15 protein-coding genes are annotated in these 15901 nt (G+C 66.3%); 12 read left to right on the forward strand and 3 right to left on the reverse strand.

Annotated features, from left to right (window positions below):
• Nucleotides 1–163 precede the first annotated feature (163 nt).
• Nucleotides 164–1480, forward strand: coding sequence for a lipase family protein (locus VJV41_RS21570; RefSeq protein WP_325337062.1), 1317 nt, complete (start codon nucleotides 164–166; stop codon nucleotides 1478–1480).
• Here VJV41_RS21570 and VJV41_RS21575 read toward each other — a convergent pair.
• On the reverse strand, nucleotides 1477–1833 hold the full coding sequence (locus VJV41_RS21575; protein ID WP_325337064.1) for a heme-binding protein: 357 nt from the start codon (nucleotides 1831–1833) through the stop codon (nucleotides 1477–1479). The two genes, VJV41_RS21570 and VJV41_RS21575, sit on opposite strands and share 4 nt — an antisense overlap.
• Before the next feature lie 156 nt (nucleotides 1834–1989).
• Here VJV41_RS21575 and VJV41_RS21580 point away from each other — a divergent pair, with 156 nt between their 5' ends.
• The 10 genes from VJV41_RS21580 (at nucleotide 1990) to secA (ending at nucleotide 13306) form a co-directional block, all read left to right on the forward strand.
• Nucleotides 1990–2619 (forward strand): dTMP kinase, encoded by a 630-nt coding sequence (locus tag VJV41_RS21580; protein WP_325337066.1) that lies wholly within the window; start codon nucleotides 1990–1992, stop codon nucleotides 2617–2619.
• Between the two features lie 48 nt (nucleotides 2620–2667).
• Nucleotides 2668–3354 carry a two-component system response regulator MtrA gene (gene mtrA / locus VJV41_RS21585; RefSeq protein ID WP_325337068.1) on the forward strand — a complete coding sequence of 229 codons (687 nt, stop codon included), beginning with the start codon at nucleotides 2668–2670 and terminating at the stop codon, nucleotides 3352–3354.
• Nucleotides 3351–5000, forward strand: a complete 1650-nt coding sequence (gene mtrB / locus VJV41_RS21590; protein ID WP_325337070.1) for an MtrAB system histidine kinase MtrB — start codon at nucleotides 3351–3353, stop codon at nucleotides 4998–5000. The genes mtrA and mtrB overlap by 4 nt, the downstream gene beginning before the upstream one ends.
• A gap of 8 nt (nucleotides 5001–5008) precedes the next feature.
• The gene (gene lpqB, locus VJV41_RS21595; RefSeq protein WP_325337110.1) at nucleotides 5009–6754 is read left to right on the forward strand and encodes an MtrAB system accessory lipoprotein LpqB; all 1746 of its coding nucleotides are present in this window, start codon (nucleotides 5009–5011) and stop codon (nucleotides 6752–6754) included.
• A gap of 105 nt (nucleotides 6755–6859) precedes the next feature.
• Complete coding sequence (locus VJV41_RS21600) at nucleotides 6860–7522, forward strand: hypothetical protein (protein WP_325337072.1); 663 nt, start codon at nucleotides 6860–6862, stop codon at nucleotides 7520–7522.
• The gene (locus tag VJV41_RS21605) at nucleotides 7515–8090 is read left to right on the forward strand and encodes a DUF6529 family protein (protein WP_325337074.1); all 576 of its coding nucleotides are present in this window, start codon (nucleotides 7515–7517) and stop codon (nucleotides 8088–8090) included. The genes VJV41_RS21600 and VJV41_RS21605 overlap by 8 nt, the downstream gene beginning before the upstream one ends.
• A gap of 26 nt (nucleotides 8091–8116) precedes the next feature.
• Complete coding sequence (locus tag VJV41_RS21610; RefSeq protein ID WP_325337076.1) at nucleotides 8117–8572, forward strand: Rieske (2Fe-2S) protein; 456 nt, start codon at nucleotides 8117–8119, stop codon at nucleotides 8570–8572.
• Nucleotides 8573–8784: 212 nt separating this feature from the next.
• Nucleotides 8785–9408 (forward strand): ComF family protein, encoded by a 624-nt coding sequence (locus VJV41_RS21615; protein ID WP_325337078.1) that lies wholly within the window; start codon nucleotides 8785–8787, stop codon nucleotides 9406–9408.
• A gap of 333 nt (nucleotides 9409–9741) precedes the next feature.
• Nucleotides 9742–10389 (forward strand): ribosome hibernation-promoting factor, HPF/YfiA family, encoded by a 648-nt coding sequence (gene hpf, locus VJV41_RS21620; protein WP_325337079.1) that lies wholly within the window; start codon nucleotides 9742–9744, stop codon nucleotides 10387–10389.
• A 76-nt stretch (nucleotides 10390–10465) separates the two neighbouring features.
• The gene (secA, locus tag VJV41_RS21625) at nucleotides 10466–13306 is read left to right on the forward strand and encodes a preprotein translocase subunit SecA (protein ID WP_325337080.1); all 2841 of its coding nucleotides are present in this window, start codon (nucleotides 10466–10468) and stop codon (nucleotides 13304–13306) included.
• Between the two features lies 1 nt (nucleotide 13307).
• On the opposite strand, the gene VJV41_RS21630 is transcribed toward secA, so the two are convergent.
• Together VJV41_RS21630 and VJV41_RS21635 are read right to left on the reverse strand one after the other, a co-directional pair.
• Entirely contained in the window at nucleotides 13308–13772 is a 465-nt protein-coding gene (locus tag VJV41_RS21630) for an SRPBCC family protein (protein WP_325337081.1), read from the reverse strand.
• Between the two features lie 9 nt (nucleotides 13773–13781).
• Nucleotides 13782–14264 carry an Rv3235 family protein gene (locus VJV41_RS21635; RefSeq protein ID WP_325337082.1) on the reverse strand — a complete coding sequence of 161 codons (483 nt, stop codon included), beginning with the start codon at nucleotides 14262–14264 and terminating at the stop codon, nucleotides 13782–13784.
• Between the two features lie 181 nt (nucleotides 14265–14445).
• Between VJV41_RS21635 and VJV41_RS21640 the strand changes: the two genes are divergently transcribed.
• Complete coding sequence (locus VJV41_RS21640; protein WP_325337083.1) at nucleotides 14446–15855, forward strand: wax ester/triacylglycerol synthase family O-acyltransferase; 1410 nt, start codon at nucleotides 14446–14448, stop codon at nucleotides 15853–15855.
• The last annotated feature ends 46 nt before the right edge of the window (nucleotides 15856–15901 follow it).

Genomic DNA, 15901 nt, shown 5'->3' on the forward strand with positions numbered 1-15901 from the left:
TACTGATCTCTAGCCGTCGAGACTGCGGGCAGATCGCGAAATAACGAGAATCGCGATCTGTCCGCAGTTTCGCGTTCCTACGGGCTTGCTGGCCCAGCGGGTCGACCTTACCGGTAAGTAAGAAACGCCCCGTCGGGCATACTGGACCTGTTACGGTCCGCGGGTGGGTCGGGGTTTCGTGGGGTTCGTCGTCGCTGTACTTTTCGTTCTAGCAACGACTTTCGGAAGTCCGCCAGCAAAGGCCGACCCCAGTAACGACAGCCACGACGCGTACTTCAACGAGGACGAGTACACCGGGTTCTATACGCCGCCGGACCCGCTGCCGCCCGGCCAGCCCGGCGACCTGATCCGCACCGAGCCGTCGAGGCTGGTGCTCGAACCGTCGGGTCAGCTCGGCGCCATCATGGCGACGGGCACGCGAATCATGTACCGCAGCACCGACGCTCGCGGTAACCCGATGGCGGTGACGGGCACCTACTTCGAGCCGTACAACGACTGGCCGGGGCAAGGTCCGCGTCCGCTGATCGTCTATGGGCCTGGCACCCAGGGCCAGGGCGACCAGTGCGCGCCGTCGCGCCAGTTCAACCAGGGCATCCACTGGTCGCCATGGCTGGACGTCGCGTTCAACTACGAAGAGCTGTTCGTCTCGACGATGGTCGCGCGCGGCTTCGCGATCGTGATGACCGACTATCAGGGGCTGGGCACGCCGGGCCTGCACACGTACGTGAACCGGATCGCGGAGGGCAATGCGATGCTCGACGCGGGCCGTGCGGCAATGCGACTTCCCGAAACGTCGCTGGATCGGCATGGGCCGGTTGCCTTTTGGGGTTATTCGCAAGGCGGGGGCGCTGCGGCGTCGGCGGCGGAGTTGGCGTCGTCGTACGCTCCGGACCTTCACGTGGTGGGGACGTATGCGGGGGCGCCGCCGGCGGATTTGAGGGAGTTGTTTCCGTATGCCGACGGCAGCGCGCTGGTGGGCGTCGTCGGCTATGCGCTCAATTCCGTCATCACCACATACCCGGAATTCGAGGAGGCGATTCGGGGGACGCTGACGCCGCGTGGGGAGGATCTGCTGAACAAAGTGCAGGACCAGTGCATCGCGGAGACGATCACGAAGTTCATGTTTCGGCATCTGCAGCCGTACTTCAATCAGGACATCCTTCAACTGGTGAACCAGGAGCCGTTCAGGACGCTGTTCGACATGCAGAAGATCGGCCGGTTCAAACCCAATGCGCCGGTGATGATTCTGAGCAACCGGTATGACCCGTTGGTGCCGTGGACGGGAGCCAATCAGCTGGGCCGCGACTGGTGTGCGCAGGGTGCGGATGTCGAGTTCTGGACGAACGAGGAACCGCCGTTCATGAACAAACTTGTGGTGAACCACGCGCTGCCGATGCTGGTCGATGGGGAGCGGGCGATGCAGTGGATCGCGGCGCGGTTCAACGGCTTACCGACGACTCCGAACTGCGGGGAGTTCTAGGGACTCGGCGGCGCGCCGCAGCGGTCCTTGATGTCGACCAGCGGCTGGCGAATACCGGCCATGTCCGCCTGCTCCTGCGGGTGCGAGGCCATGTAGACCTTCACCTTCGCGGCGACTTGCTCGCGCGACAGACCCTTGAGGCTCGTCATGTAATCGTTCAGATCCGGATGAGTGAACAAGTACGCCGATGTCGACGCCGACACACCCGCACGCACACCTTCGAGATCGGCGGCGCTGCAGTTGGGCGGATTGGCGGCTGGGTCCTGTTCGGCGTGGGCGAGTGGGGCGCCGATGAACACAGCACCGATAACCGCGCCGCCGCACACCGTGGTAACAACCCGAGACAACGTCATGGTTGACAGTTTGCGGCCAGGCCGCGGCCGCGCGTGCTCGTGCCAAGCTGTTCCACAGGAGATTCAGTCAGCGCTCACAGCAAGCCGGCGTTCCTCCCTGCCGCGCGGCGTTCGCGGCAGCTACGAGTACGTCGCGCCTCACGCTAGGCTCGCCGCGTGCTCATCGTCATCGAGGGAGTCGACGGCGCCGGCAAGCGGACGCTGACCAATGGTCTTCGCGCGGCCTTCGAAGCCGCACACAAGTCCGTCGCCACCCTCGCATTCCCGCGCTATGGGCATTCGGTCGAAGCCGATCTCGCGGCTGAGGCGCTACACGGCGCTCACGGCGATCTGTCCGAGTCGGTGTACGCGATGGCGGTCTTGTTTGCCCTGGACCGCGCCGGTGCACGCGAGGAGATCGGCCACCTCAACGCCGCGTATGACGTCGTCATCCTCGACCGCTATGTCGCCTCCAACGCCGCCTACAGCGCGGCGCGGCTGCACCAGGGCGCCGACGGCGAGGTCGTCGCATGGATTCGCGACCTCGAGTACGAGCGCCTCAAGCTACCCAAGCCGGACCGGCAGGTGCTGCTCGACGTCCCCGCCGAGCTGGCCGCCCAACGCGCCGAACACCGCGCGGCCACCGAAGCCGACCGGGCCAAGGACTCCTATGAACGCGACGACGGCCTGCAGCGCCGCACCGGGGAGGTCTACGCCGCGCTTGCGGCCACGAACTGGTGCGGCTCCTGGCAGGTCGTCGCGTCGGACGTAGATCCGGCCAGGCTTACCGCAGACCTGGGTCAATAGCCGACTCGCGGGTGTGCTACCGGCGTTTTATCGCGTTTTGGTGACACCATGGACTCTATGAGGCAAAGGATTCTGGTCGTCGATGACGACCCTTCGCTCGCCGAGATGCTCACCATCGTGCTGCGCGGGGAAGGTTTCGACACCGCGGTCATCGGCGATGGCACGCAAGCTCTCACGGCGGTCCGCGAGCTGCGGCCCGATCTGGTGTTGCTCGACCTGATGCTGCCCGGCATGAACGGCATCGACGTGTGTCGTGTGCTGCGCGCCGACTCCGGTGTTCCCATCGTGATGCTGACGGCCAAGACGGACACCGTGGACGTCGTGCTCGGGCTCGAATCGGGCGCCGACGACTACGTGATGAAGCCGTTCAAGCCGAAGGAGCTCGTCGCCCGCGTGCGTGCCCGGCTGCGTCGCAACGAAGACGAGCCCGCCGAGATGCTGTCGATCCACGATGTCGACATCGACGTCCCGGCCCACAAGGTCACCCGGCAGGGCGAGCAGATTTCCCTGACGCCTCTGGAATTCGACCTGTTGGTGGCGTTGGCGCGCAAACCGCGGCAGGTGTTTACTCGTGATGTGCTGCTCGAACAGGTGTGGGGGTACCGCCACCCCGCCGACACCCGTTTGGTGAACGTGCATGTCCAACGTTTGCGGGCCAAGGTTGAAAAAGATCCTGAGAACCCGCAAGTTGTTCTGACTGTTCGAGGAGTGGGATACAAGGCCGGACCCCCGTGATCTGGAGCTCGAGGAGACGCATTCATCGGCGTTCGGCACCACTACTACGCGGATTGGGTGCGTTAAGTCGAGCGATGGGCCTTGCCTGGCGGCGCTCACTGCAGCTGCGGGTCGTGACGTTGACGCTGGGGCTCTCGCTTGCCGTCATCTTGGTGCTCGGCTTCGTGCTGACAAGCCAGATCACCGACCGAATCCTCGAAGTCAAGGTCCGCGCGGCCACCGAAGAGGTCGACCGCGCCCGCAACACCGTGTCCGGCATCGTCGGCGGTGAGGAAACCCGTTCGCTCGACAGCAGCCTGCAACTGGCCCGCAACACCCTGATCGACCGCAAGGCCGATTCCGGCGCCGGCCTTGCGGGCGCGTTCGATGCGGTGCTCGTCGTGCCCGGCGACGGCCCGCGCGCGGCGACCGCAGCGGGCCCTGTGCAGCAGGTGCCAAAGGCATTGCGCGACTTCGTCAAGGCCGGCCAGGTCAGCTACCAGTACGCGACCGTGCGCACCGACGGCTTCTCCGGCCCGGCGCTGATCGTCGGCAGTCCGACGTCGTCGCCGGTGACGAATCTCGAGCTGTACCTGATCTTTCCGCTGAACAACGAGGAATCCACCATCGCGCTGGTCCGCGGCACCATGGCCACCGGCGGTGTGGTGCTGCTGGGTCTGCTCGCGGCGATCGCCTTGCTGGTGGCCCGCCAGATCGTGCTGCCGGTGCGCTCGGCGTCGCGGATCGCCGAACGGTTCGCCGAAGGGCATCTGTCCGAGCGGATGCCCGTGCGCGGCGAGGACGACATGGCCCGGCTGGCGGTGTCGTTCAACGACATGGCCGAAAGCCTGCAGCGCCAGATCACCCAGCTCGAGGAGTTCGGCAACCTTCAGCGCCGCTTCACCTCCGACGTCAGCCACGAACTTCGCACGCCGCTGACCACCGTGCGCATGGCCGCCGACCTGATCTACGACCACAGCGAGGACCTCGACCCGGCGCTGCGGCGCTCGACCGAGCTGATGGTCAACGAGCTCGACCGGTTCGAGACGCTGCTCAATGACCTACTGGAAATCTCGCGTCACGACGCCGGCGTGGCCGAGCTCTCGGTGGAGTCGGTCGATCTGCGGTCGACGGTGCAAAGCGCGCTCGACAACGTCGGGCACCTCGCGGGCGATGCCAGCGTCGAGCTCATCGTCGACATGCCGGCCGACGAGGTGATCGCGGAGGTCGATCCGCGGCGGGTGGAACGCATCCTGCGCAACCTGATCGCGAACGCGATCGACCACGCCGAGCACAAACCCGTGCGGATTCGGATGGCCGCAGACGAAGACACCGTCGCGGTCACCGTCCGCGACTACGGCGTCGGATTACGCCCCGGCGAGGAGAAGCTCGTGTTCTCCCGATTCTGGCGTTCGGATCCGTCGCGGGTGCGCCGCTCCGGCGGCACCGGGCTCGGGCTGGCGATCAGCATCGAAGACGCCCGCCTGCACCAGGGCCGGCTGGAGGCGTGGGGCGAACCCGGCAAGGGCGCCTGCTTCCGGCTGACGCTTCCGCTGGTGCGCGGCCACAAGGTGACGACCAGCCCGCTGCCGCTGAAACCCGTTGGGCGCGAACGGCCGCCGCGTCGTCCTTCTCGTGAACGCGAACCGGCCCAGGAGACCGTGTGAAACGCCTCCTGGTGGCCGTCTGGCTGCTGGTGTTCGCTCTCGCTGGGTGCGCCGGCGTACCAAGCTCGTCGGCGCCTCAAGCGATCGGCACCGTCGACCGTCCCGCGCCGCCGAGTCTGCCGAAGCCGACACCGGGTATGGATCCCGATGTGCTGCTGCGTGAATTCCTCAAGGCCACAGCGGATCCGGCCAACCGGCACTTGGCTGCGCGACAGTTCCTCACCGAATCCGCGTCACGTGGCTGGGACGACGCCGGCAGCGCATTGCTGATCGACAACGTGGTGTTCGTCGAAACCCGCGGCCCCGACCGGGTGTCGGTCAACATGCGTGCCGACATCCTTGGCTCGCTGTCGGATATGGGCGTGTTCGAGACGGGTGAGGGTGCACTGCCCGATCCCGGCCCGATCGACCTGGTGAAGACACCCGGCGGCTGGCGTATCGACCGGCTGCCCAACGGGGTTTTCCTTGACTGGCAACAGTTTCAGTCGACGTACAAGCGCAACACGCTTTACTTCGCCGATCCGACGGGCAAGACCGTCGTCCCCGACCCGCGCTACGTCGCGGTGTCCGATCCCGATCAGTTGGCCACCGAATTGGTCAGCAAGCTCATCATCGGTCCGCGTCCGGAGATGGCCAACACGGTGCGCAACCTCCTCGGGCCGCCGCTGAAATTGCGCGGTCCGGTGACGCGCGCCGACGGCGGTAAGACGGGGGTGGGCCGCGGCTACGGCGGCGCGCGCATCGACCTGGAGAACCTGGCGACGACGGATCCTCACAGCCGGCAACTGCTTGCGGCACAGATCATTTGGACGCTGTCGCGTGCGGGCCTCAATGGGCCGTACGTGATCAACGCCGACGGGGCAGCGCTCGACGACCGGTTCGCCGACGGCTGGGAGACCTCGGACGTCGCCGCAACGGACCCGGGCGCATTCGAGGGAGCCGCCGCGGGCCTACACGCGCTGGTGGGTGGTTCGTTGGTATCGCTGGATGGTCAGCGTGCGCCGAGGATCGCCGGATCGTTCGGCCAGACGTCCAATCAGACGGCCGCCGCGGTGTCGCGCAGCGGGCAGGAGGTCGCGTCGATTGTGACGCTGCGGCCCGGTGCGCCGGACATGGCGTCGTCGCTGTGGGTCGGCCCGCTCGGCGGCAATGCCTCGCAGGCGATGGAGGGGCGTACGTTGTCGCGGCCGAGTTGGTCGCTCGACGACGCGGTCTGGGTGGTGGTCGACGGCAATAACGTCGTGCGGGCGATCCAGGACGCATCGGGACAGCCCGCCCGCATCCCCGTCGACTCCGCGCCGGTGGCGGCGCGGTTCCCCGGAGCGATCGCCGAACTGCAGCTCTCGCGCGACGGGACGCGTGCGGCGATGGTCATCGAGGGCCGGGTGATCCTGGCGAGTGTCGAACAGACCCCCGGCGGGGGCTATGTGTTGACCTATCCGCGTCGCCTTGGCTTCGGCCTTGGCAACACCGCGGTGTCGTTGTCCTGGCGCACCGGCGACGACATCGTCGTCACCCGCACCGATCCGCAGCACCCGGTGTCCTACGTCAACCTCGACGGCGTGAACTCCGACGGTCCGAGCCGCAACCTGCTGATGCCGGTGACGACGGTCGCGGCGAACCCGTCGACGGTGTACGTCGCCGACCAACGTGGCGTGCTACAGCTGTCGGGCTCGGCGGCCGAGAACGACCCGGCGTGGGCCGAGGTGCGGCCGTTGATGGTCGCCGGCGCATTGCCCGTGTTACCCGGCTGAGGCGAACACTTCGGTGAATTTGTACTGAACCAACTCCCGGCATCACCCGTTGTGGAGACAAAACATCGCTGAACGGTGTTTGCTCGACACAACCAGGAGTTGACGATGAAGATCAGCGGTCCACTACTCACCCTTGGCGCCGTCGCGGTGCTCGGGGCCGGCATATTGCTCGTCAACATCTCCCAAGAGCCGGACAAGGCGCCGCCGGGCTACCCGGCCGCGCAGTCGACCACGACCGCGGCCGCTACTCCTGCACCTGTCCCGCCCGCGCCGAGCACACCACCGCCGCCGGCATTTCCGGCCAAGGCCGACTATGTCGGCAAGATCCCCACAGCCAACGGCACGATCACGCTCGAGATCACCGTCGACGGCGAGAAGGCAATCGCCTACGCGTGCGACGGCAACACGATCGAGTCGTGGCTGCGCGGCAGCGCGGTGAACGGTGCGGTCAGCCTTGCGAGCAAGGACAAGTCGAGCAAGCTCGAAGGCCACCTCCAGGGCAGCGCCGTCGTCGGCACGTTGTGGATCGGTGAAAAGCACTGGGACTTCAGCGCTGACGCGGCGCAGCCCCCCGCCGGGCTGTATGTGTACGACCAAGCAGGCACTCGCAGCAGCTGGATCATCGACCAAAACGGTGGCGTGACCGGCGTGCAACGGCAACCCGACGGAACCACCGGACCGGCGCCCGGTCTGTCTGTTGACCGAAACTCGGTGATCAATGGCCGCCCGGTTGTCGCGAATCGCGTGGAGGGGGATAGCGATGTCTGACGCTGAGGCGCCGACGACGGCCACACCGACGAGGTCATCGAGCGGCGTAGCGGTACTCGTCGCCGTCGTGCTTGGCGCGCTCGTCGCTGTCGGGCTCGGCTTGTTCGGCAAAGTGCATGAGCCGCAATTCTTTTCAATCAACATTGCGGGATTCTCCAGCGGGCTGGCGGTGAAGTCATGGCTCGCGACACTGGCCATCGTGCTGGCGCTGTTCCAGCTCGCATCCGCGTTCGCGATGTACCGGCTGATTCCGGGCGGAAAGGCGCCGTCGTGGATCGGCACCGCGCACGTGTGGTCGGGACGGCTGGCCGTGCTCGCCAGCGTGCCCGTCGCAGTGCACTGCCTGTACGCGCTGGGCTTCGAGTCGTATGACAACCGGGTGCTGTTCCATTCGCTGTTCGGCTGCTTCTTCTACGGCGCGTTCGTCACGAAAATGCTGCTGCTGACGCGCAAAGGCCTTCGGGGATGGGTGATTCCGATCGCCGGCGGGTTGGTGTTCTTCGGGCTGGTGTATGTCTGGCTGACTTCGGCGCTGTGGTTTTTCCAGACCAACGGAATTACGTTCTGACCAAACAAGCAGGGGAAAGGTTTCCATTGAATATCCAAGATCTGCGCATTCCCCGTCAGAAGGTGCTGCTCGGCGCCGGTCTGGGCTTGGTCGCCACCGTGGTGGCGGCCTGTTCGACGTACGGCAAGAAGCCCGAGGCGACGGGCGAACCGAGCGCGACGACCGCGGCGGCGCCGGCGACCGGCGGACCGGCGGCGCCCGCCGCGAACGTCATCGCCAAGACGTCCGATGTGCCGGTGGGGTCGGGGGTGATCGTCGACGAGGTCGTCGTGACGCAGCCGTCCGCGGGGGTCTTCAAGGGCTTCTCCGCGATCTGCACCCACGCGGGTTGCACGGTGAACAAGGTGGCCGACGGAACGATCGACTGCCCGTGTCACGGCAGCAAGTACAACCTGGACGGCACGGTCGCCAACGGCCCGGCGCAAAAGCCGCTCGAGGCAAAGCCCGTCACCGTCCAAGGCGATTCGATCGTCCTGGGCTGACGCTCGACGAGCCGCGATGGATAAGCAGTGGGCCGTTTCGGTGAACGGTGCGCTCAACGCGTACTTCAATCAGCCTGACGGCACGTCGCGGCCCGGCGCGGACTGGAGTATCGGACTCGATCACGACCAAAACGTTTACAACACACTCGTGCGCACCTGTCTCTGGCAAGCCAAAGCCGCTCGCTGTCGGTCGCAGAGACCACACTCGTCACATGCTTGACCTTGTCCTCCCGCTGCAGTGCGGTGGATGCGGCGCGCCGTCGACACGATGGTGCGCCGCCTGCGCCAAAGAATTGAAGGTCAAGCCCGACGAGCCGCGCCTGATCAATCCGCGGATCGATCCCGGCGTACCTGTGCTGTCGCTTGGTCGGTACGCCGGGGCGCGGCGCGAAGCCATCGTCGCTGTCAAGGAGCACGGCCGCGCCGACCTGATTCGGCCTCTCGCCACAGCCATGAGAGCAGGGCTTCAGCGGCTCCTCACCTGGGGCGTGCTCGACACACCGTTGACCGTCGTGCCGGCACCGACCCGCCGATCCGCCGCACGGCGGCGCGGCGGAGACCCCGTCACCCGCATTGCGCTGGCCGCCGCCACTGAAGGCGTCGTCGTCATCACGGCCCTGCGGCTAAGAGCATTCACCCGCGACTCGGTCGGCCTGTCCGGGGCCGAGCGCCAGCGCAACATCACGGGCCGGGTCAGGCTCACCAAGCCCGTCCGCGGTGATGTCCTGCTGGTCGACGACATCGTCACCACAGGCGCCACTGCCAGCGAATCAGTCCGCGTGCTTGGCGCCGCAGGCGCCCGGGTGGTCGCCGTGCTTGCGATCGCCAATGCGTGAGGGCTTCGGCGATATCTGTCCGATCAATCCGATGTGAAGAACTGAAAACGGGTCCGCGAATTTACTGGCACGACCGGGTGAACACGGACTACCGTCGGCACCAACCACCCGTGAATGACTCACGGCGGCGCTCAGCCAAGAAGCGCCAGCATCGCTACAAGCGGTAGGAGGTGAGTAGTCGACACCTTGCACCGGCGGGCGATGCGACATCTGGGACATGCAGACCCGCCAGCGCGAATCCGAAGAAATAGCCGGGCACGCTCAAGCGTGCGACTCCGCGAGAGAAACGAGTTGCCAAGCATGTCAAGCCAATCCGTGGACACAGACCGCACAATGGTGATCGAGGACGAGACGCCTGAACCCGCGCCGAACGCCGAGGTCGTCGTCAAGGGCCGCAACGTCGAGGTTCCCGACCATTTCCGCATCTACGTCTCAGAAAAACTGTCACGCCTGGAACGATTCGACCGCACGATCTACCTCTTCGACGTCGAGCTGGACCACGAACGCAACCGGCGTCAACGCAAGAACTGCCAACACGTAGAGATCACCGCGCGCGGTCGCGGCCCGGTCGTCCGCGGCGAGGCCTGCGCGGACAGCTTCTACGCCGCCCTGGAATCGGCGGTGTGCAAACTCGAGAGCCGGCTGCGGCGCCACAAGGACCGGCGCAAGATCCATTACGGCGACAAGACGCCCGTCTCGCTCGCCGAGGCCACGGCGGTCGCTCCCGAGGCCTTCGAGCCGCCCACATCGGGCCGTGAAGTCTCATCCCAGCTGGATAGCATCGCCGACGAGGACCACGAGCCCGGGCGCATCGTCCGGACCAAGGAGCATCCGGCCACACCGATGACCATCGACGACGCCCTTTCCCAGATGGAGCTCGTCGGCCACGACTTCTTTCTGTTCCACGACAAGCAGAGCGACAAGCCCTGCGTCGTGTATCGCCGGCATGCCTACGATTACGGGCTGATCCGCCTGGCCTGACGCCGTGGGGCCGGGGCCGCCGGCAAGTCACCTACCATGGGTTGAGCTCAAGAAATCCAACCCATAGGGGAAAAGCGTGCTGTCGAAGTTGCTCCGTCTCGGTGAAGGCCGCATGGTCAAGCGCCTCAAGGGGGTGGCTGACTATGTCAACACCCTGTCCGACGACGTCGAGAAGCTCTCCGACGCCGAGCTGCGGGCCAAGACTGCGGAGTTCAAAAAGCGAGCAGCCGACGGCAAGAACGGTGAAGTCCTCGATGACCTGCTGCCCGAGGCGTTCGCGGTCGCCCGCGAGGCGGCCTGGCGGGTGCTCGACCAGCGGCACTTCGACGTCCAGGTGATGGGCGGGGCGGCGCTGCACTTCGGCAACGTCGCGGAGATGAAGACCGGTGAGGGTAAGACGCTGACGGCGGTGCTGCCGGCCTATCTCAACGCGCTCTCCGGCAAGGGTGTGCACGTCGTGACGGTCAATGACTACCTGGCCAAACGCGACGCGGAGTGGATGGGCCGCGTGCACCGCTTCCTCGGCCTGGATGTCGGCGTCATCCTGGCGCAGATGACGCCCGACCAGCGGCGCGCGGCATATGCCGCCGACATCACCTACGGCACCAACAACGAGTTCGGGTTCGACTACCTGCGCGACAACATGGCGCATTCCCTCGACGACCTGGTGCAGCGCGGCCACAACTTCGGCATCGTCGACGAGGTCGACTCCATCCTCATCGACGAGGCCCGCACGCCGCTGATCATCTCCGGCCCTGCCGACGGCGCGTCGAACTGGTACACCGAGTTCGCCCGCCTGGCCCCGCTGATGGAGAAGGACACCCACTACGAGGTCGACCTGCGCAAGCGTCAGGTCGGTGTGCACGAGCTCGGCGTCGAGTTCGTCGAGGACCAGATCGGCATCGACAACCTCTACGAGGCCGCCAACTCGCCGCTGGTCAGCTACCTCAACAACGCGCTGAAGGCCAAGGAGCTGTTCCAGCGCGACAAGGACTACATCGTCCGCGACGGTGAGGTGCTGATCGTCGACGAGTTCACCGGCCGCGTACTGATCGGCCGCCGCTACAACGAGGGCATGCACCAGGCCATCGAGGCCAAGGAGCACGTCGAGATCAAGGCCGAGAACCAGACGCTGGCCACCATCACACTGCAGAACTACTTCCGGCTCTACGACAAGCTGTCCGGCATGACGGGCACCGCCCAGACCGAGGCGGCCGAGCTGCACGAGATCTACGGGCTCGGCGTGGTGCCGATCCCCACCAACAAGCCGATGGTCCGCGCCGACCAATCCGACCTCATCTACAAGACCGAAGAGGCCAAGTACATCGCCGTGGTCGACGACGTCAGCGAGCGCTACGAAAAGGGCCAGCCGGTGCTGATCGGCACCACCAGCGTCGAGCGCTCGGAGTACCTCTCGCGCCAGTTCCAGAAGCGCCGGATCCCGCACAACGTGCTCAACGCGAAGTACCACGAGCAGGAGGCAGGCATCATCGCCGAGGCCGGGCGTCTCGGTGCGATCACTGTCGCCACCAACATGGCCGGCCGCGGCACCGACATCGTGCTCGGCGGCAACGTCGACTTCCTCGCCGACAAGCGGCTGCGGGACCAGGGCCTCGACCCGATAGAGACCGCCGACGATTACGAGGCGGCCTGGCACGAGGTGCTGCCCCAGGTCAAGGCCGAGGCGGCCGATGAGGCCAAGGACGTCATCGAGGCGGGCGGCCTGTATGTGCTGGGCACCGAACGCCACGAATCGCGCCGCATCGACAACCAGCTGCGTGGCCGCTCGGGCCGTCAGGGCGACCCCGGCGAATCGCGGTTCTACCTGTCGCTTGGCGACGAGCTGATGCGCCGGTTCAACGGCGCGACGCTGGAGGCGATGCTGAACCGGCTCAACCTGCCTGACGACGTGCCGATCGAGGCGAAAATGGTCAGCCGCGCAATCAAGAGCGCGCAGACGCAGGTCGAACAGCAGAACTTCGAAGCCCGTAAGTACGTCCTGAAGTACGACGAGGTGATGAACCAGCAGCGCAAGGTCATCTACGCCGAGCGCCGCCGGATCCTGGAGGGCGAAGACCTCGCCGAGCAGGCGCACCGAATGCTCGTCGACGTCATCGTCGCATATGTCGACGGCGCCACGGCCGAAGGCTATTCGGAGGACTGGGATTTCAGCGCGCTGTGGACAGCGCTCAAGCAGCTGTACCCGGTCGGCATCGACTACCACGATCTGATCGACACCGACGCCGTCGGTGAGCCCGGCGAGCTGACGCGCCAAGAGCTGCTCGACGCATTGATCGCCGACGCCGAGCGGGCATACGCCGACCGTGAGAAGCAGCTCGAGGAGATCGCCGGCGAGGGCGCGATGCGCCAGCTGGAGCGCAACGTGCTGCTCAACGTCCTCGACCGCAAGTGGCGCGAGCACCTTTACGAGATGGACTACCTCAAGGAGGGCATCGGCCTTCGGCAGATGGCGCAGCGCGACCCGGTCGTCGAATACCAGCGCGAGGGCTTCGACATGTTCGTCGGCATGCTCGACGCGCTGAAGGAAGAATCAGTGGCCTTCCTGTTCAACGTCACGGTCGAGGCGGCGCCGGCCCCCGCGGTCGCACCCGTCGCCGCGCCTCCCGGCCTGGCCCAGTTCGCCGCCGACGCCGCGGCCGCCGCGCAGGCGCAAGAGGGTGGCCAGGGAGGATTAGCGACGAAGGAACGTCCGGCTCCGCCAGCACCAGCGTTGCGCGCCAAGGGAATTGACGACGAAGCGCCGCCGCTCACCTACACCGGTCCGTCCGAGGACGGGTCCGCGCAGGTGCAGCGGTCCAGTGGTGGGCCCAAGCACGCCTCACCAACCGGAGGAGGCACTCGTCGGGAGCGACGCGAAGCTGCGCGCCGGGCGGCCAAGTCCACCAAGCGCCGCTAGCTCACGGCTCCAGAATTGCGGCGAGCCGCTGCAGGGTGGCGCGCATACCGTCCTCGGCCTGCTTTGGCATCGAGCCCATCTTGAGCAGTGGACGTTGCCGGTCTTGGGACAGATCCCATGTCTCGCGCACCAGCGTGCCTCCGTCGCGCGGTTCGAGTTCGTAGCGCCAAATGCGCCCGCCGACAAGGCCTCCCGCGACCGTGGTCTTCCACGCGATGCGGCGGTCGGGCTCGAATTCGATGACGGTGTTGGTGGTGCGATAAGGCAAGAAGAACGATTCGGGCCGCCCCCGCATCGACATGCCGAACGTCGAGCCCAGCTCCAGCGGCTGAGACTTTTCCGACGAGTGATCCACCGTGCCGGACCCGTCGAAGGCCGAATGTTTTCCGGCGTCGGCGATCAGCGCGAAGATCTCGGCCGCCGGGGCGTTGATAACTCGTTCCACGCTGACGGTGTTTCCCTGCACGGCGTAACGCTAGCCGATCTGCAAGGCGACTATGCGCCAGCGCTCACCGATCCGGTCGACGCGGGCGGCGACGGCGCGCAGGCGTTGTCCGCGCGTGTAAGTCGCGAACACCTCGGCGGCTTCGTCGTTGACCATGCGCAACCGGACGCGCCGAAGCGTGGCGGCCCCGGTGTGCGGCGCCCGTGCCAGGGCAATGATGGTGTCGATCAGCGCGGGCGCCACCAGAGGCCGCAGTTGTGCGATCGGCCTACGCCGGTCGACGACCTCGAGCACCCGCCGCAACGCCGCGTCGGCGAACACGATCGCTTCATGCGATGGCTGCGGCTCGCGCACCGGATGCGCCGCCACTGACCGAATGGGCCGTGGGGTGCGGCGGTGCAGCGCGGCGGGGGAGGGCGGCGGACATGCAGTCACGCCAACGGGCGTCGGCTCGTAGTCGACGACCGGCGACATGAAGGACGTCGGCTCGGGCGGAATCGGGATTGCGGTCATCGGTGCTCTCCAGCGGTCGTCACGACGGGGTCGGCATCTGCTGGAGAGTCGCAGACTCTTTCATGATCGCATGTCCGGCGGACGCCGCATGCACCCGTGATGCGGGGGTCGGCAATCTGCCGATAACCTCTCCGGGGGGTTCATTGAAAGAGACAAAGCATCAGGGGAGGGTGGCGCCGCGATGGTGACCAGGCTGTCGGCGTCCGATGCGGAGTTTTATCACCTGGAGAACACCTCAACCCCGATGTACGTCGGTTCGCTGTCGATCCTGCGCAAGCCCCGCAACGGGCTGAGCTACGAAACCCTTTTGGCCACCGTCGAACAACGACTGCCGCAGATTCCGCGCTACCGCCAGAAAGTGCGCGAGGTGGCGCTCGGGCTGGCCCGCCCGGTGTGGGTCGATGACCCTGACTTCGACATCACCTACCACATCCGCCGCTCTGCGCTGCCGTCGCCGGGAAGCGATGCGCAACTCCACGAACTGATTGCGCGGCTTGGCTCCCGGCCGCTGGACAAGTCGCGGCCGCTGTGGGAGATGTCCCTGATCGAGGGCCTTGGCCGGAACCGCATCGCGATCTACACAAAGTCGCATCAGGCGTTGGTGAACGGGATGACGGCGCTGGAGATCGGACACGTCATCGCCGACCGCACCCAGAAGCCGCCGGAGTTCGGCGAGGACATCTGGATCCCGGCTCGTGAGCCGAGCGACCGACGACTTCTGCTGGGGGCCGTCGGTGAATGGATCACCCGACCGGCCGATCAAATTGCAGCCGTGCGCACCGCGGTGACCGACGTGGCCACCAACGCCGGACAGCTGGCCGAGGTCGGGCGGCGGTTCGTCGACGTGGCGCGAACGGTGGCCCGCGGCACCGCGCCGAGCAGCCCGTTGAACACGACCGTCTCCCGCAACCGGCGTTTCACCGTGGCCAGCCACCGCCTGGAGGACTACCGAATGGTGCGGGCGCGGTACGACTGCGACGTCAACGACGTGGTGCTCGCGGTGGTCGCGGGAGCGCTGCGCAACTGGCTGCTCTCGCGCGGTGAGCCTGTCACGGCGACGACGACCGTGCGTGCGATGGCGCCGATGTCGGTCTATCCCGACGCCGACCTCGACACCACTGGGCCCGGCCAGGCGATCAGCGAGGTCTCACCCTTTCTGGTCGATCTTCCCGTCGGAGAAGGAAACGCGGTGGTGCGGCTGTCGCAGATCGCACACACCACCGAATCGCATCCGACCGCGGCCAGCCTTGTCGACGCGCGAACCATCGTCACGCTGTCGGGTTTCGCGCCACCGACGTTGCACGCCATGGGAATTCGGGTCGCGACGAGTTTCTCGGCGCGGCAGTTCAACCTCCTGATCACGAACGTGCCCGGTGCGCAGAAACAGATGTACGTCTCGGGCACCAAGCTGCTGGAGACATACGCAGTGCCGCCGTTGCTGAGCAACCAGGTCCTCGCGATCGGCGTCACGTCCTACAACGGCATGCTCTACTTCGGCATCAACGCCGATCGCGACGCGATGAGCGACGTCGACGTGTTGCCGTCCCTGCTGGCCGAATCGATCGACGAACTGCTGGAAGCAGCGCAGTAGACGCTGCTTGTCTTCGAGGTGGGCGCGTCCCGAGCTGAAGATCGCG

It is taken from the genome of Mycobacterium sp. (assembly GCF_035274705.1).
Lineage (GTDB): Bacteria > Actinomycetota > Actinomycetes > Mycobacteriales > Mycobacteriaceae > Mycobacterium.